21 protein-coding genes are annotated in these 21,974 nt (G+C 43.5%); 2 read left to right on the forward strand and 19 right to left on the reverse strand.

Annotated features, from left to right (window positions below):
- Window positions 1-54: 54 nt before the first annotated feature.
- Entirely contained in the window at window positions 55-1,719 is a 1,665-nt protein-coding gene (locus tag PU629_RS15580) for a ribonuclease J (protein ID WP_481900441.1), read from the reverse strand.
- Window positions 1,720-2,037: 318 nt separating this feature from the next.
- Between PU629_RS15580 and PU629_RS15585 the strand changes: the two genes are divergently transcribed.
- Both PU629_RS15585 and PU629_RS15590 read left to right on the forward strand, forming a co-directional pair.
- Window positions 2,038-2,193, forward strand: coding sequence for a hypothetical protein (locus PU629_RS15585; RefSeq protein ID WP_275280978.1), 156 nt, complete (start codon window positions 2,038-2,040; stop codon window positions 2,191-2,193).
- Window positions 2,194-2,845: 652 nt separating this feature from the next.
- Window positions 2,846-3,250 carry a hypothetical protein gene (locus tag PU629_RS15590; RefSeq protein WP_275280979.1) on the forward strand — a complete coding sequence of 135 codons (405 nt, stop codon included), beginning with the start codon at window positions 2,846-2,848 and terminating at the stop codon, window positions 3,248-3,250.
- Window positions 3,251-3,423: 173 nt separating this feature from the next.
- On the opposite strand, the gene dapA is transcribed toward PU629_RS15590, so the two are convergent.
- The 18 genes from dapA to rimP all read right to left on the reverse strand — a co-directional run bounded on the left by dapA (window position 3,424) and on the right by rimP (window position 21,748).
- Window positions 3,424-4,308 (reverse strand): 4-hydroxy-tetrahydrodipicolinate synthase, encoded by an 885-nt coding sequence (gene dapA, locus PU629_RS15595; protein ID WP_275280980.1) that lies wholly within the window; start codon window positions 4,306-4,308, stop codon window positions 3,424-3,426.
- A 30-nt stretch (window positions 4,309-4,338) separates the two neighbouring features.
- Window positions 4,339-5,580 (reverse strand): aspartate kinase, encoded by a 1,242-nt coding sequence (gene dapG / locus PU629_RS15600; RefSeq protein WP_275280981.1) that lies wholly within the window; start codon window positions 5,578-5,580, stop codon window positions 4,339-4,341.
- A 48-nt stretch (window positions 5,581-5,628) separates the two neighbouring features.
- A complete protein-coding gene (asd, locus tag PU629_RS15605; protein ID WP_481900442.1) occupies window positions 5,629-6,690 on the reverse strand; it encodes an aspartate-semialdehyde dehydrogenase in 1,062 nt (353 codons plus the stop codon).
- Window positions 6,691-6,907: 217 nt separating this feature from the next.
- Complete coding sequence (locus PU629_RS15610; protein WP_275280982.1) at window positions 6,908-7,507, reverse strand: dipicolinate synthase subunit B; 600 nt, start codon at window positions 7,505-7,507, stop codon at window positions 6,908-6,910.
- A gap of 18 nt (window positions 7,508-7,525) precedes the next feature.
- Entirely contained in the window at window positions 7,526-8,419 is an 894-nt protein-coding gene (dpaA, locus tag PU629_RS15615; protein ID WP_275280983.1) for a dipicolinic acid synthetase subunit A, read from the reverse strand.
- Window positions 8,420-8,636: 217 nt separating this feature from the next.
- Window positions 8,637-9,878: a M16 family metallopeptidase gene (locus PU629_RS15620; RefSeq protein WP_275280984.1), complete on the reverse strand. Its 1,242-nt coding sequence runs from the start codon at window positions 9,876-9,878 to the stop codon at window positions 8,637-8,639.
- A 155-nt stretch (window positions 9,879-10,033) separates the two neighbouring features.
- Window positions 10,034-11,005: a polysaccharide deacetylase family protein gene (locus tag PU629_RS15625; protein WP_275280985.1), complete on the reverse strand. Its 972-nt coding sequence runs from the start codon at window positions 11,003-11,005 to the stop codon at window positions 10,034-10,036.
- A gap of 126 nt (window positions 11,006-11,131) precedes the next feature.
- Window positions 11,132-13,255, reverse strand: a complete 2,124-nt coding sequence (gene pnp / locus PU629_RS15630) for a polyribonucleotide nucleotidyltransferase (RefSeq protein ID WP_275280986.1) — start codon at window positions 13,253-13,255, stop codon at window positions 11,132-11,134.
- Between the two features lie 243 nt (window positions 13,256-13,498).
- Window positions 13,499-13,768, reverse strand: a complete 270-nt coding sequence (rpsO, locus tag PU629_RS15635; RefSeq protein ID WP_275280987.1) for a 30S ribosomal protein S15 — start codon at window positions 13,766-13,768, stop codon at window positions 13,499-13,501.
- Window positions 13,769-13,916: 148 nt separating this feature from the next.
- Window positions 13,917-14,867, reverse strand: a complete 951-nt coding sequence (gene ribF, locus PU629_RS15640; RefSeq protein WP_275280988.1) for a riboflavin biosynthesis protein RibF — start codon at window positions 14,865-14,867, stop codon at window positions 13,917-13,919.
- Between the two features lie 221 nt (window positions 14,868-15,088).
- Window positions 15,089-16,000, reverse strand: a complete 912-nt coding sequence (gene truB, locus PU629_RS15645; RefSeq protein ID WP_275280989.1) for a tRNA pseudouridine(55) synthase TruB — start codon at window positions 15,998-16,000, stop codon at window positions 15,089-15,091.
- Window positions 16,001-16,253: 253 nt separating this feature from the next.
- Window positions 16,254-16,601, reverse strand: coding sequence for a 30S ribosome-binding factor RbfA (gene rbfA / locus PU629_RS15650; RefSeq protein WP_275280990.1), 348 nt, complete (start codon window positions 16,599-16,601; stop codon window positions 16,254-16,256).
- Window positions 16,602-16,697: 96 nt separating this feature from the next.
- Window positions 16,698-16,979, reverse strand: coding sequence for a DUF503 domain-containing protein (locus PU629_RS15655; protein ID WP_275280991.1), 282 nt, complete (start codon window positions 16,977-16,979; stop codon window positions 16,698-16,700).
- Window positions 16,976-19,342, reverse strand: coding sequence for a translation initiation factor IF-2 (infB, locus tag PU629_RS15660; protein ID WP_275280992.1), 2,367 nt, complete (start codon window positions 19,340-19,342; stop codon window positions 16,976-16,978). Before infB ends, PU629_RS15655 begins: the two co-directional genes overlap by 4 nt.
- A 19-nt stretch (window positions 19,343-19,361) precedes the next feature.
- Complete coding sequence (locus tag PU629_RS15665; RefSeq protein WP_275280993.1) at window positions 19,362-19,670, reverse strand: YlxQ family RNA-binding protein; 309 nt, start codon at window positions 19,668-19,670, stop codon at window positions 19,362-19,364.
- Window positions 19,671-19,937 carry an RNase P modulator RnpM gene (gene rnpM, locus PU629_RS15670; RefSeq protein ID WP_275280994.1) on the reverse strand — a complete coding sequence of 89 codons (267 nt, stop codon included), beginning with the start codon at window positions 19,935-19,937 and terminating at the stop codon, window positions 19,671-19,673.
- Window positions 19,938-19,968: 31 nt separating this feature from the next.
- Entirely contained in the window at window positions 19,969-21,129 is a 1,161-nt protein-coding gene (nusA, locus tag PU629_RS15675) for a transcription termination factor NusA (protein WP_275280995.1), read from the reverse strand.
- A gap of 148 nt (window positions 21,130-21,277) precedes the next feature.
- A complete protein-coding gene (gene rimP, locus PU629_RS15680; protein WP_275280996.1) occupies window positions 21,278-21,748 on the reverse strand; it encodes a ribosome maturation factor RimP in 471 nt (156 codons plus the stop codon).
- Window positions 21,749-21,974: the final 226 nt, after the last annotated feature.

Here is a 21,974-nt window from a genome sequence, read left to right on the forward strand (position 1 = left end):
GCGCCAATAAAAAACTCCCGAGTGTACGGGACTCTCGGGAGTTGAACAGGTTGATTAAATTTCCATTAATATAGGTAAAATCATTGGACGGCGTTTTGTTTTATCATACAAATAACGGTTTAATGCATCGCGGATCCCATTCTTCAAGGCTGACCATTCTGAGATTTTCTGGGTTAACGCATTTGTCAGAACCTCTGTCACGATCTTGGCAGAATCCTCAATAAGCGCTTCAGATTCCCTCACATAAACAAACCCTCTTGTGATGATTTCTGGCCCTGCTAGAATCGCCTTCGTTTCCCGGGAGAGGGTGACCACAACAATGACCGTCCCATCTTCTGCCAACAAACGGCGATCTCTTAGCACAATATTTCCGACATCTCCCACGCCAAGACCATCCACGAGAATGTGACCAGCCGGAACACGTTCGGCTGAACGGGCTTGTTGATCGATAAATTCAACAACATCTCCTTTATCGACAAGGAAAACATTAGAAGCGGGAATCCCCATTGCCTTTGCGAGATCCATATGAGCTTTCTGCAGACGAAATTCTCCCCTAATTGGAATGAAATAGCGCGGCTTAGCGAGCTCTAAAACCAACTTCAAATCTTCCTGTGAGCCATGACCTGACACATGAACCGAATCTCCATAGACAACATTAACCCCAAGGCGCATTAAAGAATCAATAGCTCGAGTCACATTTCGCTCATCAGCAGGTGTTGCAGAGGAGGCATAGACAAATAAGTCCGTATCCTTTGGCTGGATTTTTTTATGGGCATATTGAGCTATTTTCGTAAATGGTGTCATTGGATCACCATCAGGACCCGATGTGATAATCGCCCATTCACGTTCTTTAACTTGATCCATTTTGTCGAGGGTGATTAACACATTCTTAGGGATGTCCAAATAGCCCAGCTTGACCGCAAGTCCCACGACCTTCTCCAAATAACGGCCATCCAAAGCCACTTTGCGATTCGTCTTAACAGCGGCATTTACGACCTGCTGAATTCTATGTATATTGGATGCATAGAGGGCCGTAATCACTCTTCCGTTGTTAAAGTAGAAAAGCTCTTCTAAATGATCTTGTATGTCTGATTCTGAAAGGGTTTTACCTCTGCGTTCAGCATTATAGCTATCTGACAGCAAGCAGAGGACGCCCTCATTTCCTAAGCGAGTCAGTTTATTCAGATCGAATTTTCTTCCATCGACAGGCGTATAGTCAATCTTAAAATCCCCTGTGTGAACAATGGCTCCTTGCGCCGTATGAATCGAGATGCCAATGGAATCAGGGATATCATGGGTCGTTCTAAAAAAGGTTAATCGATGCCTGCCTATTTTTAACGTGCGATCTGGGTCGATCACATTAAGCTTAACTTGTCGATTCAGACCATGCTCTTTTAATAAAAGCTCAAGCATGCCAATTGTAAAAGCGGAACCATAGATAGGGACTTTGATCGACTTGAGTAGATAAGGAATACCGCCGATCTGTTCTTGGTGGGCATGAGTTAAAAATAACCCTTTAATTCGCTCCTTACGATCGACCAAATAAGTGAAATCAGGAATCACTCGGTCAATTCCAAGCATATCATCTTTTGGAAGCATGACACCGGCATCGACCAAGAAAATAGCTTCGTCGATTTCGATTACCGTCATGTTCTTCCCGTTTTCACCAACGCCGCCCATCGCATAAATCTTAATTTTTTCGTCTCTCTCAGTTTGCAATGGACATTCCTCCTAAATTTTAAAAGCATAAAAGTCCGACAATACTTTCCCCCGTACCAACGCTTTCCTCCATTATACTCGAAGCAATGAACATTGAACAAGATGAGAGTCAAACAACTCTAATAGTCATAAAGACAAAAGCACTAAAGCCGGACTCTTGTTTCAAAATATAAACTTAACCCAAAAGTCTTTCTTGACACTGTTTTCTGTTTAAACGTTTAACAAATAGAGGTGATTGTCTAACCAATGTGGAAAATCGTCCCATTTTAACATAAGAAGCGTAACTAGGATAAGTTACTGGTCAACTTCCTGGGTAAAATGGGCCGTTCCGAGTTAAATAGAGAATGCTCGTTACGCCTAACGACTCAAATGGGCAATTGGGAGAGGGATAGCGTATTCTGGTTACGCTCAACCGAAATAGGCGTAACGACATTTCCTTATTTCGGCATTCCAGCCCCGTTTAGCGGCGGATAGCGTAGCCTCGTTACGCTCTACCGAAATAGGCGTAACGGCATTCCTTTATTTCCGCATTTCAGCCCATTTCGCGGAGGTTAGCGTAGCCTCGTTACACTCAATCAAAATAGGTGTAACGCCATTCCCTTATTTCGACATTCCAGCCCCATTTAGCGGCGGATAGCGAATCCTCGTTACGCTCTACCGAAATAGGCGTAACGGCATTCCTTTATTTCGGCATTCCGGCCCGTTTAGCGGCGGATAGCGAATCCATGTTACGCTCATCCGAATTAGGCGTAACGGCATTTCCTTATTTCGACATTCCAGCCCCGTTTAGCGGCGAATAACGTATTCTCGTTACGCTCAATCGAAATAGGCGTAACGCCATTTCCTTATTTCGGCATTCCAGCCCCGTTTAGCGGCGGATAGCGTAGCCTCGTTACGCTCTACCGAAATAGGCGTAACGGCATTCCTTTATTTCGGCATTCCGGCCCGTTTAGCGGCGGATAGCGAATCCTCGTTACGCTCAATCAAAATAGGCGTAACGGCATTCCTTTATTTCGGCATTCCAGCCGGATTCGCGGCGGATAGCGTAGCCTCGTTACGCTCAACAGAAATAGGCGTAACGGCATTCCTTTATTTCGGCATTCCGGCCGGATTCGCGGCGGATAGCGTGTTCTCGTTACGCTCAACTGAAATAGGCGTAACGGCATTCCCTTATTTCGGCATTCCGTCCCATTTCGCGGAGGTTAGGGTATCCTTGTTACGCTCAACCGAAATAGGCGTAACGTCAATCCGTTATTTCGGCATTCCGGCCGGATTCGCGGCGGATAGCGTGTTCTCGTTACGCTCAACTGAAATAGGCGTAACGGCATTCCTTTATTTCGGCATTCCGGCCGGATTCGCGGCGGATAGCGAATCCTCGTTACGCTCAATCAAAATAGGCGTAACGGCATTCCTTTATTTCGGCATTCCAGCCGGATTCGCGGCGGATAGCGAATCCATGTTACGCTCAACCGAAATAGGCGTAACGGCATTCCTTTATTTCGGCATTTCAGCCCCGTTTAGCGGCGGATAGCGTATTCTGGTTACGCCTAATCGTTTTACGTGTAACGACGATTCCCTCGCTTTGCGCGGACGTATTGCCGTGCCCGCGCAAAGCGAGGTTATTTTCGCACAAAAAACGACGTTTCAATGTCGATGTATCCAAAAGTCGGGATTTTTTAATTTCAAAAAAAAAAAAAGAGCCCATTAGTTGGCTCCTTCTACAACCTTATCATAAACACGCTGCAAATCGACGCGCGCTTCATCAGTTAATGGGACCAACGGCAAGCGGACACCACCAACTTTTATATCTAACCCATTTAAAAGGGTCTTAATTGGTACTGGACTTGGTTCAACAAATAACTGACGCATCAATGGCAAGAGACGTCTATGTTCAGCTGCTGCTTCACTTAAGCGGCCTTCTTGAAACGCTTGAATAAGCCCCGATAGTTCGCGACCGATAACGTGAGAGGCAACGGATACGACTCCATAGCCGCCAATCGCAAGGGTTGGCAGCGTCAACCCGTCATCTCCTGTATAGAGAATGAAATCATCAGGTGCCTTCTCAATGATTTGCGCCATTTGATCAAGGTCGCCGCTCGCTTCTTTAACACAAGTGATATTATCGATTTGGGCGAGTCTCACTATCGTATCAGTCGATATATTAACAGCGGAACGTCCTGGAATATTGTAAATCATAACAGGTAAATGAACAGACGTCGCGATCGCTTCAAAATGGCGATATAAGCCTTCTTGGTTAGGCTTACTGTAATAAGGCGCCACCAGCATAATCCCGTCCACCCCGAGTGTCTCCGCCTCTTTTGTGAGGTTAATCGAGGCATTCGTATTATTACTGCCTGTTCCAGCTATGACGGGAACACGTCCTTCTGCTGCGTCAATAACACGTTTAAAAAGCTCAATTTTCTCTTCATGAGAAAGGGTTGGTGATTCACCTGTCGTTCCTGCAACGACAAGTCCTTCTGTACCTGTATTAATTAAGTGATCTACTAAACCTTTAATTTTCGTAACATCCAGATGACCTTCTTGGTCAAATGGAGTTACCATAGCGGTCAACATACGACCAAAAGTCATGACGACTCCTCCTTAAGCTTTTCTCGAGCACTAAAACAACTGTTCTTTTTCTTGATCGGGTTTATCTAGTTCAAACACATCATGAAGGGCATTGACCGCTTCATTCAAATGCTGATTAGAGATTAAGACCCATATCGTTGTATGAGAATCGGCGGATTGAAGAATCTGAATGCCGAGATCTGTTAAACTTTGGACAATCTTGGATGTCACACCTGGAACGCCAGCAATGTTTGCTCCAACTGCTGAGACTTTTGCACATCCTCTTTTGACAGCCGGGTCAAACCCAAGCTCATTTAATAGCTGGATGGCAAGATTTGTGGCCGATTCGCTGACCGTATAAATGACAGACTTTGGACTTATGTTAATAAAATCAACACTAATTTGATGCTCAGCCATGGCTTTAAAGACGCGATTTTGAAATTCAAAGTCACCTTCAACTGCCGTTACCTCAATTTGCGTCACATTATCCACATAAGTGATTCCTGTAATCAGCCGTTCTTGTACATCATGCACTTCTTTAAGCTCTCGATTAGAGGTCACAAGTGTCCCTGGATCATCTGAGTAAGTCGACCGAATGCGAAGCGGTACTTTTGCGTGCATGGCAATTTCAACAGCGCGCGGATGAATCACTTTGGCACCCTGATAAGCGAGATTACAAATCTCTTGGTAAGTGAGAACACTTAATTGACGCGCGCCTTCTACGATTCTCGGATCGGCTGTCATAACCCCTTCAACGTCAGTAAAGATATCAATCCACTCAGCCTGAAGTGCCGCTCCAAGGGCTGCCGCTGAGGTATCACTGCCGCCCCGGCCAAGTGTCGTAATCTCCCCTGTTTCGGTCTGACCTTGAAAGCCTGCCACGACGATTACATTTAGAGAGTCGTCTTTGAACATCTCCCTAATTCGTTCCACACGCATTTCTGTAATTTTGGCAGAATTAAAATTGGCACTCGTTCTGAAACCAGCCTGCCCGCCAGTCAGGGCTTCTGCGTTCAACCCTTGTTGTTTAAGCAAATTCGAAAAAACAACAGACGAAATCGTTTCGCCGCAAGACATGAGAAGATCCAATTCTCTCTTAGAGGCTTCATCTTGTTTGATTAAGCTTAATAGTGTATCGGTCGCATACGGATCACCCATACGTCCCATTGCCGACACCACTGTAACGACTTTGTAGCCCTCTTGTGTTGCTTTTTTTATTTGTCTAATAGCTTGAAGGCGATCCTCAACATTCCGAACCGATGTTCCTCCAAATTTTTGTACAACGATCTTCATTAACCAAATCTCCTTAATCAATCAGCGCTTCATCTCGGATGATTGACATTACCCATTCGTTTTGATAAGTCCTAATTTGATAAGACTGTGTGCAATTTGAATTGAATTCCATGCCGCACCTTTTAATAAGTTATCCGAGACAATCCATAAATGATAGCCACTCGCAACATCAAGGTCTCTCCGAACTCTGCCGACAAAGACATCTGTCTTTCCAACACTATTAATTGGCATCGGGTAAGTTTGCGTAGCCGGATCATCTTCTACAATGACTCCTGGCGCCTCACTTAGCACATTTAGAATCTCTTCAACACTGAGATCAGCTTTGCCGAGTTCAACATAAACGGATTCAGCGTGCCCGGAATGAACCGGCAATCTGACACAAGTCGCCGCGACTTTAATCGATGCGTCGCCCATAATTTTGCGCGTTTCGTTTATCATTTTCATTTCTTCAAACGTATAGCGATTATCTTGAAATTTATCGATCTGAGGGATCGCATTAAAGGCAATTTGATAGTGCTTTTCACCACTCTTCACAGGAAGAAAGGATGGGTTAACCGGCTCTCCGTTTAAAGCGGCTTGTGATTCACGCTTCATCTCTTCAATCGCGGTCATTCCAGCACCTGAGACAGCCTGATAAGTTGAGACAATAATTCTTGACAGTCCGAATTTTTCACGGAGCGGTTGAAGCGCCGCTACCATTTGAATGGTTGAACAGTTTGGATTCGCAATAATGCCATTATGATCAAACAGTGCCTGTTCATTGACTTCAGGAACAACTAGCGGAACTTCAGGATCCATTCGAAAAGCACTCGTATTATCTATAACGATGGCACCGTGTTTGGCTGCTTCTGGAGCTAATTCTTTTGATACAGCTCCTCCAGCGCTAAACAACGCGATATCGACACCTTTAAAGGATTCTGGCAATGCCTCTTCTACAGTTACAGAGGTTCCTCTAAACTCAACCTGTTTTCCAGCAGACCTTTTGGAGGCTAAAACCTTCAATTGTTTAATAGGTAGCACTGTATCATTTTCAAGTAAATGAAGCATTTGTTGGCCAACAGCACCTGTTGCACCAACAACAGCTACCGTTATTCCGTCTTTTTCCGTCACGTCTGTTCCTCCTCCATGGCAAACCTCTTTAAAATTAAATGACTTTCTGTTTCACCCTAAACTATGAGCACTCGTTTCTAATAGAATCCATGCCCTACCCATCTATAAATAGACGAGTCGAATGACAACTAACGGGTATCCTTAAATAAGGAGAAACACATTGTTTCTCCTTTTTTGAAATTCCTTATTATTTTAGCATACTTCCAGTGAAGGGACATTACATTAAATCACGAAATTTTTCAATGAGCACTGGCTGGATCTGTTTTCCTTCAAGGGCGCACTCAACAGTTGCCTTCAGATCGTCCATTCGGGCAACAAGGGATTGCGGTTTGGTATCTGGCATATCTTGACCAAAAGGAATAAAATAAATGTTTTTCGCTGCCATAAGGGCCGCAATATTAGCCATATTCAGTCCTAAACCATCATTTGTTGATATCCCAAGAACGACTGGGCAAAGGTTACGCATCGTTGCTTTCGCAGCCATTAGCACAGGACTATCGGTTTGAGCTCTTGCAAATTTACTCATTGAATTACCGGTTAACGGAGCAATGACCATGCAATCCAAAGGTTTTTTGGGCCCGTAAGGCTCTGCCTCAACGATCGAGTCTACTACTTTATTTCCTGTTATTTCTTCCACTTTCTTGACCCAGTCACGGCCATCGCCAAACCGTGTGACGGTGTTTTTGACCGTATAGGTCACAAAGCACGTCACGTTTGCCCCTGCATCTACTAACTCTTGTACTTGCGGGACGACCTGACTATAGGTGCAATGTGAGCCGGTTATGCCAAAGCCAATATGTTTTCCTTTCAAATCCATTCAGAATACATCCTCCTTCTAATTGTCGGTCTTTTCAAACCGTTCGAGCAAAAGCTCTGAAAGAACATTCGCTATGATTCTTCCGGCCGTTTTCGGCGCGACAATTCCCGGAATCCCAGGAGCAAGAATGGCTTTAATGCCTCGCCTTTCTGCATAGCGGAAATCGGTTCCTCCTGGTTTAGAAGCCACGTCAACGACCAAAGCACGCGAAGGCATTTGGGAGAGGACTAAGCTTGTGATAATTTTAGCCGGAACCGTATTGATCACCACATCCACATCCGACACTTTATTTTCAAGATCCTTTATGTGAAAGGGCTCTAATCCCATTTCAGTTATACGAGCCATGTGTTCTGGCCGTCTTGCTCCCACTTTCACATGTGCCCCTAAGGCATCAAATGTGCGAGCGAGCGACATCCCTGTTCGACCGAGCCCTAGAATAATTACATTTGATCCATGGATGGTTATGTCCGTGTTTTGGATGACCATCATAATCGTGCCCTCAACGGTTGGAATCGAATTGTAAATGGCGACATCATCTCGTTCAAATAACTTGACGAGTGTGCATTTGCAGTCTCTCTCACATTCCAAAAGAAATGCGGTAGGAATACCTGAATAAATTACACAGTTTTCAGGTGTCTCGGAAAGCCATTCTTTCGTCAGTTGAATCTTCTTTTCTGTAAAAATAGATTCAACATAACCTTCGTTATTAGCCCCGCTGACTGGAAGAACGATCACATCAACGGTTGTTGGATCAATATCCTCCAAATCCATTTTGTTCACACCATGAAAATACTGATCCAGTCGATCAAACCCAACTAAATCAAGCTGTGCATCCAGGTTGTTTAACTTGTCAATGACCTCTAACTGCCGAGCATCGCCACCTATAATCACTATATGAATACCTGTTAACATGTCATCTTTTCTCTCCTTTCTAAGATGGATGACACGTGCATACACCTAGGCTTTCTTTGCCTAACGTATACTATGAGGAAAAAGAGAAAGTGGTGAAAAGGAATCCGAAAAGATTCTCCTCGGGCACCTCTATAAAGACGCTTAATCTAGTAAATAAGCAAAAGAAAAAAGCCCTACACAATTTGTGTAAGACTTAAAATAGCTTAATCAAATGATCTTAATGGACCTTTGATTTAGGAAGATCGCCGGTCGGACTAATGATTGAACAGGAAAAATCAGAGGTGAACAGGCGCTCTGCCATTTGTTTCACATCGCTTAGGCTGACCCGGTCAATGAGCTCTGTCAGCTCATCAAAAGGACGATGACGGCCTAACATCAACTCATTCTTGGCATTACGGCTCATGCGACTGGATGTGCTCTCTAAGCTTAGCATCATACTGCCTTTCATCTGTTCCTTACTGTTTCGTAATTCTTTCTCGCTTATCCCAGAGGCAACAAGCGTATCTAGTGTCATAAAAATGGTATCGTAAAGGGTTTGAATTTGCTCAGCACCTGTCCCTCCATATATAGTGAGAAGGCCGCTGTCTTTGTGAGCGGTATGAAAAGAGAAGATCGAATAAGCAAGGCCGCGCTCTTCACGTACTTCTTGGAATAAACGGCTGCTCATAGATCCGCCTAAAATATTGTTCATGACCGTTAAGGTGTAAAGGTCCTCATCACCAAGAGCCAGACCATTAAACCCAAGACACAGATGGGCCTGTTCCGTTTCTTTTTTTCGGCCGATCTTCCCAGTAAAAAACTTTGGAGTTTGTTCATCAAGAACCTTTTGATCGGCTTGGTAGCTGCTAAATATCTCATCCACTTGAGCAAGGATGCTTTCATCGACGTTTCCAGCAATTGAAACAACGATTTCACCTGGCAAATAGTGAGTGGACATATACTCCCTGAGGCTCTCTGGACTAAACTCAGAAAGTGTCGCTTCCGTCCCTAGAATCGGAAGTCCAAGCGGATGATGACCATAGCTTGCCTCGCTAAGCAAATCATGGACGCGATCATCAGGCGTATCTTCATACATCTTGATTTCCTCATAGACAACCTGTTTCTCACGATTTAATTCCTCTTTGTCAAACGTTGAGTGAAACAGCATATCCGATAAAACATCAATCGCATAAGGCGCGTGCTGATCTAGAACTTTAGCGTATAGGCAGGTATATTCCTTTGACGTAAAAGCATTGACCTGACCGCCTACTTGATCAAAAGCTTCGGCAATCTCACGGGCAGAGCGCGTCTCCGTCCCTTTAAAGAGCATGTGTTCAATAAAGTGAGAAATGCCATTTGTTTCTTTCGTTTCATTGCGCGAACCGGTGCCAATCCAAATTCCAATTGTCACGGAACGCACTGTTGGAATGGTTTCCAATACCACTCGAATACCATTTGCACATGTATGTTTTTTTATCAAAGAACTTCCTCCTATAGAACCTCTCAGTAGTTTCCTTGGAATCTTCTACCTATGGATTACTATAACATTTTAGGCAATTAAGGAACAAATTTTGTTAGACAGGTTGTCAACATTAATTATTATAATGAATTCCAGTTTTTAAACCTTTTTAACAGTTAATCCCCAATTCGTTCTTCACTTAATAGTTCTGGGACCGTTCCAAGGGTGTATCCTTTTTGTTCGATGGATTCGATCATTGATCCAATGCTCTCAGCGGTTCCTTTTGAAGCGCGCATCACGACCATGGAGCCCGATTCCACTTCTGTGTTCACAATCTCAAGCATATCATTGGGGTCTGGGTTCTTCCAATCAAGCGTATCCACTGACCACAAGACGGTTCTCATGCCTAGTTTATTCGTTGCTTCTAGTGTTTGTTCATTAAAAGAGCCTTGCGGCGGAAAAAAATAATGCGGCTTGATATCTAACACTGCTTCAAGGACGTCATTGGTTTTTTTGATTTGTGCCGTTTGCTTTGCCTTAGATAAAGTCTTCATATTTTCTTGGTTATAACCAAAATTACCGATCGCATGCCCTTCTTCACAAATGAGCATGGCAAGACGCGGATTATCCTTCACCCATTGGCCATCCAGAAAAAAGGTCGCACTTACACCGAATTGGTCAAGGGTCTTTAAAATCTGCGGCAAATACTCATTGCTGCCTGTTGAAACATTAATCAACAGCGCGACCATTGGTTTATTTGGGTTGCCATGATAAATCGGATGGGGGGCGAGATCCTTCAAGTGGACTTTTGGAGGGACTTCTTGATACACCACTTTGGAGGGATCAAAGGTCTTTGTGTCTTCCATATTGTGATACGAAGCCATTATATTAACTTCTCGCCCATTATAACCTGGAACAGCTTTCCAAACAGGATCGAGCTTTGCATCGATCGGCTTCACATTATGCGTACCTGCATACGTTTTAATTTTATTCAATAATGGATGATAAACCCCTGCAGCGGTTTGATCAAGGGCATTCAATTGAGGGATGAATTGTGATAAGAATAAGCCGCGATAAGAGCTAATCGAACCGAACGTCATCCAAACTAAGCATGCAAAGACGAGCCCGCTTAAAATCATGCGCTTCATCAGACCCATCACTCCTTTGTACCAACCTATGCGAGAGATTGTCCAAATTAGAACAGGATGTTAAAAAGGCAAAAATAAAAAAGGTTGCTTAATTGAGAGCCTCAACTAATAACCTTTTTAAATAGCTTATTTATTGGAAACAGGGTCTTTATCTTCGGCTTTCTCCATCGCTTGCTTGCGAGAGAGCTTAACCCGCCCTTGCTTATCAATATCAATTACTTTTACTAAAACCTCATCTCCAAGATTGACAACATCTTCAACCTTAGCAATGCGCTTTTGATCCAACTCAGAAATATGAACAAGACCATCTTTTCCGTTAAAGATTTCAACAAAGGCGCCGAATTTCTCAATGCGCTTAACCTTACCAAGGTAAACTTCGCCCACTTTAACTTCTCTAACAATATCTTCAATAATCTTCTTGGCTTTTTCGTTTCCTTGTTGGTCGGTCGATGAAATGTAAATCATTCCATCTTGCTCAATGTCGATCTTAACGCCTGTTTCATCAATAATCTTATTAATAATCTTACCGCCCGGTCCAATAACATCTCTGATTTTATCTGGATCAATAGACATGATAAGAATTTTTGGTGCATATTTGGAAAGTTCTTTTCTTGGCTCAGCAATCGTCGAAAGCATGTGATCCAATATCTTCATGCGGCCTTCGCGTGCTTGAGTTAAGGCAGTCTTCAGAATATCACGGGTAATACCCGAGATCTTGATGTCCATTTGAAGAGCCGTGACTCCCTTGTTCGTTCCTGCAACCTTAAAGTCCATGTCACCAAGAGCATCTTCCATACCTTGGATGTCTGTCAGTACACATACATCCTCACCGTGCTTGACAAGCCCCATTGCAATACCGGCAACTGGTGATTTAATTGGAACACCCGCGTGCATCATGGCCATTGTGCTGGCACAAATACTTGCCTGCGAAGTCGAACCGTTGGATTCAAGAACTTCAGAAACAAGGCGAATCGTATAAGGAAATGCTTTTTCATCAGGAATAACCGGCTCCAAAGCTCGTTCACCTAAGGCGCCATGTCCAATTTCACGACGGCCTGGCCCGCGCATAGGACGCGCTTCACCGACACTGAATGGAGGGAAGTTATAGTGATGCATAAACCGCTTGGACTCTTCCATATCGAGACCATCGAGAATTTGCACATCCCCAAGTGCTCCTAATGTACAAATACTTAAAGCTTGTGTTTGACCGCGTGTAAATAAAGCGGAGCCGTGCGTTCTTGGTAAAAGATCAACCGCAGATGAAAGCGGACGAATTTCATCAATGTCTCGGCCATCTGGACGTACATGATCCACAACGATCGAACGTCTCACTTCTTCTTTTACAATTTTGTAAAGGACTTCATTAATTTGACCGATTTTGTCTGCATAAGCTTCGTCGGATTCATAACGAGCGATGACTTCTGCTTTAACTTCGTCAATCGCCGCTTCACGCGCTTTCTTTTCTTCTATATGGATGGCTTCTTTTAATTTTTCGGTAGCTTCCTCGCGAATTTTAGCCTCTATTTCCGCTTCAGGCTTAAATAAAACAACCTCACGCTTAGGCTTACCAATTTCAGAAGCGATCTCTTCTTGGAAGGCCACTAATTTTTTGATGTAATCATGACCAAACATGATCGCATCAAGCATGACTTCTTCAGGAACCTCATCAGCACCCGCTTCAACCATGTTAATAGCATCCTTAGTTCCTGCAACGGTTAAGTGGAGATCACTCTTCTCAGCTTGTTCAACTGTCGGATTAATGATCAGTTCACCGTCGACTCTTCCCACGATAACGCCTGCAATAGGTCCTTCAAATGGAATATCCGAGATCGAAAGCGCTAAGGAAGAACCAAACATAGCGGCCATTTCAGAAGAACAATCCTGGTCGGCACTCATTACAATGCTGACAACTTGGACCTCATTTCGAAACCCATCTTCAAACAACGGTCGAATCGGGCGGTCAATTAAACGGCTAGCAAGAATCGCCTTTTCGCTTGGACGTCCTTCGCGTTTAATAAACCCGCCAGGAATTTTCCCAACCGCATAAAGTCGTTCTTCATAGTTTACTGTCAAAGGGAAGAAAGGAAGATCCTTTGGCTCTTGTGACGCTGTTACCGTCGAAAGAACCGCCGTCTCCCCGTATCTCACCATGACTGCACCGCTTGCCTGTTTCGCTAATTCGCCAATTTCAAGCGTTAGCGTACGGCCTGCCCAGTCCATGGTGTACACATGTTTTTTTTGTTGTTCCATGCAAGGGAACCCCTTCCATTAATTAAGATTCATTCCCACAAATTAGGGAACATAGAAATAAGTCGATCCTATTGTTTACCTATCTTGTCATCAATGACAACACATGTCTAAAGAGGCGATTGCTTGGACCATATGTATGTAGAAGGTCTCTTAAGTCTAGGATATCCGCCTAAGAGCCCATTAAACAAAAAAATCTCTTTATAGTACAAAAAAGCGGGAAGAGTCTTCCCGCTTCGCTTGTTCTTATCGACGTAAACCAAGTTTATTAATCAACTCGCGATAACGTTGAACATCACTGTTACGTAGGTAAGCAAGAAGATTACGACGTTTCCCAACCATTTTCAACAAACCGCGACGTGAAGCATGATCCTTCTTATGATCGCGTAAATGCTCGTTTAACGTGTTAATTTGCTCAGTTAGGATAGCAACCTGTACTTCTGGAGAACCTGTATCGCCTTCATGAGTGCGGAATTCGTTCACAAGTTCCGTTTTGCGTTCTTTTGTCAAAGCCATCCTTTTCACCTCCTTCATAAAATCCCCTTCAGCCCAGCAAACGATGGTGAGCCGTTATGCCACGCTGAGGTTCGCGTACATTCACTAGCATACAACTATTTCTATTAAATATCAAGTCCATGTCCAATTGTTGATCTATTTCCAACCATTAAACCGTAAGTTGAGTATTAAAAAAAGCAATGGCTTCTCGTTTATCTTTTTCTAATTGGGCTTTTAATTCTTCTGTTTCCGTGATTGCTCGCTCATCGCGAAGCTTTTTGTACCAAAAAACGGTGACGGTCTCTCCATAACTATCTCCATTAAAATCAAAAAGATAGATTTCAATTAGAGGCTTGATCTCCTGTTCATTGAAGGCTGTACGTTCGCTAACGGTAGACACACCTTGGCGACGTCCGATCTTTGTCTCAACCTCGACCGCATAGACTCCGCTTTGTGGATAAACATACGGCTCATCCGTGTTGACGTTCGCGATTGGAAAGCCAATTGTTCTTCCCTTAGGGTCACCTTCTATCACTTTGCCTTTAATACTATAAGGTCTGCCAAGCATTGGGATAACACGGTCAACCTGTCCTTCTAAAATATGGTCGCGGATAAGCGTGGTACTTACCTTTACCTCCGTCAGTTCCACCTTAGGAACGACAGTCACTTTAAACATATTTCTTGATTCTTCTAATAGTGTTGTCATATTTCCTTTTGCCATCCGGCCATAGGTAAAATCAAAACCAGCAACGACATGCTTCACATCGAGCATAATCAGGTAAGTATCCACAAATTCCTGTGGTGTCAGCTGACTGAACGCTTGACTGAATGTGACAATATAAAGTTCGTCCACACCTAAGTCTGCAATTAACCTTGCTTTTTCCTCTACCGGCGTTAAATAATCATCCCGTTTCTTCAATTGTTTCAAAACAACGGAAGGGTGAGGATGAAACGTCATAACTGCGGCTTTTTGCCCCTTCTCACGTGCACTTTCAACCGCCGTTTGGATCACCTTTTGATGCCCAATATGCACACCGTCAAAGTAACCTAGCGCCATCACTTTTTCGCCAGAGGTTTTAAGTCGATGATCGATCGGATGCGTTAAGTGTATAATTTCCATTTAAAGACACCTTCTTCTAATGTTCGAATCCCAAAAGGACTTTTGATCCCATGTGTAAAATTTCACTAGAAAGACTTAAGCTTACCGAATAACCTCTCGATGTGACTTTCAAACGTGTCACAAAAAAAATGAGGGTCGCTCAAGTCCTTATTGGCAAAAAGCTTAGTCTTTCTTATCCAATCATCTATAAATCAGCATGAGTGAAATTCTTTTTAATAAGATCAGTCGGCCGATGAAAAAACCTTCATCGGCTTTATAAAGCCCTCTTTTTGCGGATGTAATTGATAGAGCGCTAAACAATGACCTTTTCTATTATAAACTGCAATAGGCTCATTGTTAAAGTTTAAGTCTTCTGAAAGAGGAAGAACAGCCCCATTTTGAATTTTCGACTCTTCCTCATTGGAAACGATCCATTTCTGGAAGTCTTGAAGAGCCTTTTCAATAGGGGCTAGCAAGTCTTGCAGCTTCTCCGTCTCTACGGCCTTTTCAATGTCAGAAAACGTGTAACAATCCTCTAATGAATAGCCTCCTGAAACGGTCCGTGTCAGGCTTTCCAAATGGGCGGGATATCCTAGCTGTTCACCAATTTCAACGGCCAATGTTCGAACATAGGTTCCTTTACCGCACACAACTTCAAATGGAATTTTATTCATATAAGAAGACGCCTCATCCCTTAATTGCAAGGTATAAATGATAATTTGTCTTGTCGGACGTTCGACTGGAATGCCTTCACGTGCGTACTCATAAAGCCTTTTCCCTCTTACTTTAACGGCAGAATACATCGGCGGGGTTTGCTGTCTTTCCCCAAGGAAGCCTTGAAGAACGGTCAAAACCTTTTCCCGAGGTATAGGCTTTTCCACTTCCTTTTCGCTAACAATTTCACCAGAAGCATCTTCGGTGGTGGTGGAAGTTCCTAAAGCAACGGTCCCCTCATAGGCCTTTATCCCATTTGTAATGTATTCGGCAACACGTGTTGCTCGCCCTAAGCAAATCGGTAACACACCGTCCACATCCGGGTCAAGCGTCCCCGTATGCCCGATACGCTTCATGTGGAGCAGTTTTCTAAGTTTATATATGGCATCATGGGAGGTCATCCCTCTTGGTTTGTATAATGGTAAAATACCGTCGTACATGACCCTGCCCCCTTATCTATCATTCATGCTCATTCTCTCAAGCTTATGGCTCTCGGGTCAAATGAGTTCATTCACCTTACTCGAACCTCTAAATCGCCCGTTTTTGTGCTTTTAGCGCATCCTCTTGATACACCTGTTTATTAACTCGTTACGCGTTAACATTTGGCTCCTTGAAGCAACCGTCGAATGGCTACGTTTTCCAATGTACATACAGAAAGGATAGACCGTTGTCTATCCTTTCTGTACTCAAATCTTAAAAATCGCGTTCGAGGTCGTGAAGCAGTTTATTTATACGGTTGCCATATTCCGTTGATTCATCAATCATAAAACGAATCTCTGGTGTTTTGCGGAGGCGAATTCGCTGACCAATTTCAGATCTTATAAATCCCTTCGCCTTATTTAGCCCGTCTAACGAGTCCGATTTATTTTTTTCGTCACCTAACACCGTGACATAGACGGTAGCCTGCTGCAAATCGCCCGTTACGTCAACTCCTGTAACTGTAACGAAACCCACTCTCGGATCTTTTATTCGGTTAGAAATAATATCCGTCATTTCTTTCTTCATTTGCTCAGCTACTCGATTGGCACGAACATTTGCCATTCTCTACACCTCAATCCATTTTTCCCTTGACTTCTTTAATACGTCTTTCTGACAGGCTTTCATAAGCTGGAAGCACTTAAATGAAGTCGAATCTTCTTAGAGCCATTCATACAACGTTTCTGCTCTTTCTATTTCGGGGCGTTGGTCGATCAGGGCTAAGGCTGCTTGCAGTTCGTTTTCGACGACTTTGCGTGAAGAAGAGACGGCTATAAAAGCCATTTTGGTACGCTGCCACTGATCTTGAAAGCCAATCTCACTTGCAGATACGTTAAACCTTTGCCTAGCGCGAGTTAAAATACTTTGCAATATAGTACGTTTTTCTTTTAAAGAGTGTGTTTCATAAAGCAAGCATTCACACGTTACTAGGCCAATGATCAACGTTTAATCTCTTCCATCACATAGGCTTCCATTATGTCGCCTTCTTTAACGTCATTAAAGTTTTCTAGCGTGATCCCACATTCGTAACCCGCAGCCACTTCTCTTGCATCATCTTTGAAGCGTTTAAGTGTATCGACTTTCCCTTCATAAATGACAATGCCGTCACGAATTAGACGAATCCCTGCATCACGAGAGACTTTCCCCTCTGTAACATAGCAGCCGGCAATGGTTCCCACTTTTGAAACCTTAAAGATCGTTCTCACTTCGACTTGACCAATCACTTTTTCACGGAATTCAGGGTCAAGCATCCCTTTCATTGCCGCTTCCATTTCGTTGATCGCATCATAGATAACGCGATAAAGGCGAATGTCTACCTTTTCAGCTTCGGCTGTCCGCTTAGCATTGACATCAGGGCGAACGTTAAATCCAATAATAATCGCGTTCGAGGCAGAAGCAAGAATAACATCTGATTCAGTAATTCCGCCCGCTCCTGTATGGATAATGTTGACGCGAGCCCCTTCCACATCAATCTTCTGAAGAGAACCGGCCAATGCTTCTACTGAACCTTGAACGTCTGCTTTTACAATGACATTAAGATCTTTAATGTTGCCTTCTTTAATCTTATCGAAGAGGTCATCTAAGCTGACTTTCGTGTTCGCATTTCGGTCTGCGACAATCTGCTTTTCAGCCCGTGCTTCACCAACAGAACGCGCGGTTTTCTCGTCCTCAAAGACGACGAATTGGTCGCCTGCATTCGGCACTTCATTCAATCCCGTAATTTCTACAGGCGTGGATGGACCAGCTGTTTTAACCCGTCTTCCTAAATCATTGACCATGGCACGAATACGGCCGAAGGAATTACCGACGACAATCGGGTCGCCCACCTTAAGTGTTCCGTTTTGAACAAGTAATGTGGCAACAGGACCACGGCCTTTGTCAAGCTCAGCCTCAACGACTGAACCCGTTGCTAATTGATCCGGATTGGCTTTATATTCTTCGACTTCAGAAACGAGTGTAATCATTTCTAGAAGATCGTCAATTCCTTCTCCATTAATAGCAGAAAGCTTTACAAAAATCGTGTCGCCGCCCCAATCTTCAGGAATGAGACCATGTTCAGTTAATTCCTGCATCACGCGGTCAGGGTTTGCCCCTTCTTTGTCCATTTTATTGACAGCTACAATAATTGGTACCCCAGCTGCTTTAGCATGGTTAATCGCTTCAACCGTTTGCGGCATCACGCCATCATCAGCTGCCACGACAAGAACTGTAATGTCAGTGATTTGAGCTCCTCTGGCACGCATGGTTGTAAAAGCAGCATGTCCTGGTGTATCTAGGAAAGTGATTTTTTTACCATTGTGCGTGACTTGGTATGCCCCAATATGTTGAGTGATACCACCCGCTTCTCCTTCTGTTACCTTCGTATTCCGGATGGAATCAAGCAGTGTGGTTTTCCCATGGTCGACGTGACCCATGATCGTAACAACAGGCGGTCTTACCACTGCTGTTTTCTCATTGACATCCATCTTGTACTCATCAAGAGATGTTTTATCAACAAAGACTTCTTCTTCGACTTCAACACCATAGTCGGTCGCAATTAATTCAATGGTGTCTTTGTCAATTTCTTGGTTCTTAGTAGCCATAATCCCAAGCAAGAAGAGCTTTTTGATAATTTCTGAGGATTCTCTTCCTAATTTTTCAGCTAAACCACTGACAAGAAGAGGGCCGTTAATTGTAATTTTCTGTGGAAGCGGCTTTTGCTGTTTTTGCTGAGGCTGATTCGAACGACCGCCTCTTTTGCGTTTTCCATTTCCGCGGCGTTCGTTGTTACCTTGATTAAAGCGTTTCCCCCCGCGACCATCTTCCTGGTCACTGCGGCCGCGCACATGTTCATTGGTCGTCTTGTTCTTCGGATTAGCTTTTCTATTCTGTTGCGGTTGTATAGGTGAACTTGTAGTTGTTGTTTTTTTCTCTACCACTTGTTTTTGTCCTTTATTGTGTATTGGTGTCTTATCTCGATCAGTTTGTTGATGTCTCGGATTCCCCTGCCCAGACACTGGTCTAGAATGACCCTGTTGATGTTGACCGGAACGCGTATTGTTCGGTCTCTGTTGGTGTTGAGGTCTTGATGAGGTTGAATGTGGCCTTTTTGAATCGTTCTGTCCGCCTCTTGACTCATTCGTCCCTCTTGGTGAAGAGTGTCCTGTGCGTTCGGTCATCTTTTGATTCAATTTCTTTATGGACTCTTCCTCTATAACCGCCATGTGACTGGAGACGGTTTCGCCCATATCTTCTAACATTTTGATAACGTCTTTACTCGATAGTTTCTTTTCTTTAGCGTATTCATATACACGCATTTTACTCATATAGTCACCCCCGAATGGTTTAATCGATCATTGCGATTAACTTGTCACCGAAACCTTTTTCTGTGATGGCGACACAAACCCGTTCTGCTTTTCCAATGGCATGACCTAAAGTAGCTCGATCAACGACTTCCTTATACGGAACCTTATAATAGGTACACTTATCTGCGATGGTTTTCTTGGTGCGCGCGGAAGCATCATTTGATAAAAGCACTAAAAACGCTTTATTTTGCCGTATGGCTTGTATGACCATCTCTTCTCCCGTGATCACTTTTCTTGCCCGAGCAGCAAGGCCTAGAAAGGAAATCCATTGCTTTCGTTTTTGATCCATTTATCGATCCCCTGCCATTTCCCTTAGAGATGTATAAACAGAGGAATCAACTGTTGCTTTTAATTGTTTCCCTAAAAGATTTTTTGACTCAGAGAGGTCGATACATGACAGGTCCAAACAGAGATAAGCACCGCGCCCATTGGCTCTTCCTGTCGGATCAACAGAAACGATACCTTCGGGAGAGCGAACGACTCGAATAAGTGCTTTTTTTTCCTTATTTTCCTGACAAGCCACGCATTTTCGCATGGGAATTTTTCGCTGTTTCATGTCACCAATCCCCTTCTCTTAGCCCCTCATCTTATTCTTCATCCAAATCTAGAAGAACTCTTGATTCAGTCTGTGCCTCTTCTTCATAGATTTCATCGCGATCGGTATCCGCCTGTGCTTGACTTTGAATAGCGCCTGCCTCATCCAGCAAACCAAGCTCATTCGCTTCTGTCTCACTCTTTATATCAATCTTCCAGCCTGTTAATTTGGCAGCTAGTCGTGCGTTCTGTCCGCGTTTTCCAATTGCCAATGATAATTGATAATCAGGAACAATCACGGTTGTTGCCTTATCAGCTTCATTGACTAAGACATCGACCACTTTTGATGGGCTTAAAGAATTCGCCACATATTCAACCGGATCCTCAGACCAGCGTACGATATCAATTTTCTCACCCTTTAATTCATCGACAATCGCCTGAACCCGTGTTCCTTTTTGTCCGACACAGGACCCAACCGGATCGACTTCAGGATCTTCGGCATAAACGGCAATTTTGGAACGCTCGCCTGCTTCTCTAGAAATGGACTTAATCTCTACCGTTCCGTCATAAATTTCAGGAACCTCTAATTCAAAAAGACGTTTTAAAAGACCAGGATGAGTTCGAGAAACCATAACAGATGGGCCCTTAGAAGTGTTTTCAACCTTCGTAATATATACTTTAATTCTATCATGTGTGTGATACGTTTCATTCGGCATTTGTTCGGTTGTTGGAAGCAAGGCTTCGACCCGGCCTAAGTCCACATAAATAAAACGGTGATCTTGGCGCTGAACAATCCCCGTCATGATATCTTCTTCACGATCAATAAATTCATTATAAATGACACCACGCTCGGCTTCTCTTACACGTTGGGTCACCACTTGCTTAGCGGTTTGGGCTGCAATGCGGCCAAAGTTGCGAGGCGTTACTTCTTCCTCAAACACATCACCAAGCTCATATTGCGGATTGATTTTCTTTGCATCTTCAAGCGATAATTGAAGTCGAGGATCCTGAACTTCTTCGACTATCTCTTTTTGAGCCAGCACTTTAAACTGACCGGTTGTTTCATTCATATCAACACGAACATTCTGTGCTTGATTAAAATTCCGCTTATAAGCAGAAATAAGAGCTGCTTCTAGCGCTTCGATAATAATTTCCTTCTTTATACCCTTGTCTCTTTCAAGTGCCACTAAGGCTTCTAAGAGATCATTGCTCATGAGTTATCTCCCCTTTCAAATCCGGCTTGAAACCTGCTGCGGCGTGCACTATTAAAGTCACATTTTCATAGAGCCTTTTGCAAGTCAAGTCATTGCTTCCTATTCATTAAGCTGCCGCTTTAGCCGAAAAGCTCCACACTTTGTTATTTTAAAAAATAACAGCAAGGCGAGCACTCGCGATCTTTTCAAATGGAATGGTGACGTCCTTGGTTTGTGTCTTAATCCTGACCGTCACAACTAAAAAATCTTCCGCCACTTCCTTTAAAATGCCTTCAAAGACCTTTGCTTTGTCAATCATCTCGTAGGTTGTGATACGTACATTTTTACCTTTAGCCTTTTGATAATCCTGCACATTCTTAAGCGGCCGCTCAGCGCCTGGTGAAGAGACCTCCAAAAAGTATGGATCTTTAATAGGGTCGTGTTCATCTAGTGCCTCGCTTAATTGTTCACTTACCCTTGAACACATATCAAGATCGACGCCGATAGGTGAGTCAATAAAGACGCGCAAGAACATATTCTTGCCTTCTTTTACATACTCGACATCCACTAATTCTAAATCTAAGCTGTCCAATATAGGCTTGCAAATCTCGGTTGTTAATTCAACTATTCGACCGGCCAAAGTACCGTCCTCCTTTCTAGCACATGTCTAGTTCGTTCGTACAGGGAACCGTGTCTTAGCTATGTAGGTGTGTTCAAATTAACACGAATATGAAAACGAAAGAGTGGGAATCTCCCACTCTTTTGTCAAAGCTATTCAACAGTATTTCCAAAACTAATATATCATACCCCTTACAAACTGGCAACTTACACCTTTTTTCTAGCTGGGATCCTTGGCTCTCTTTTTC

The organism is Pullulanibacillus sp. KACC 23026, assembly GCF_029094525.1.
In the GTDB taxonomy this organism is placed as follows: Bacteria; Bacillota; Bacilli; order Bacillales; family Sporolactobacillaceae; genus KACC-23026.